The 252-nt window shown below is 44.8% G+C and carries 1 protein-coding gene; it reads left to right on the top strand.

Annotated features, from left to right (window positions below):
• The coding region (locus SB659_RS20140; protein WP_410551705.1) for a hypothetical protein at positions 1-252 on the top strand (252 nt) is incomplete at both ends.

Below are 252 nucleotides of genomic sequence, written 5' to 3'. Positions count from 1 at the left end.
CATCACCGCTCTTTATGAAGCCTGCAAGCCGGAAATTCTAGGTAATGCTATCGTGCGAAAAGTGGCGTTGTTTCAGTATCTGCGCGGCGTTATCGACAGTGTTATTCAGCAGCAGGAGATTGATTCCGCAACCAGAAAAATTAATGAGCTACTTGATGAAAGCGTGATTGTTGATGATGAAAAGTTCGCTGGAGTTCAGGAAGAAAAAGGTGTCTGGAAGGTCACTCAGAAAGGGAAAATGTGGGATCTCAG

This window comes from Arthrobacter sp. SIMBA_036, from assembly GCF_046535135.1.
Classification (GTDB): Bacteria; Actinomycetota; Actinomycetes; order Actinomycetales; family Micrococcaceae; genus Arthrobacter.
This window is presented reverse-complemented; position numbering and strand designations above follow the sequence as displayed.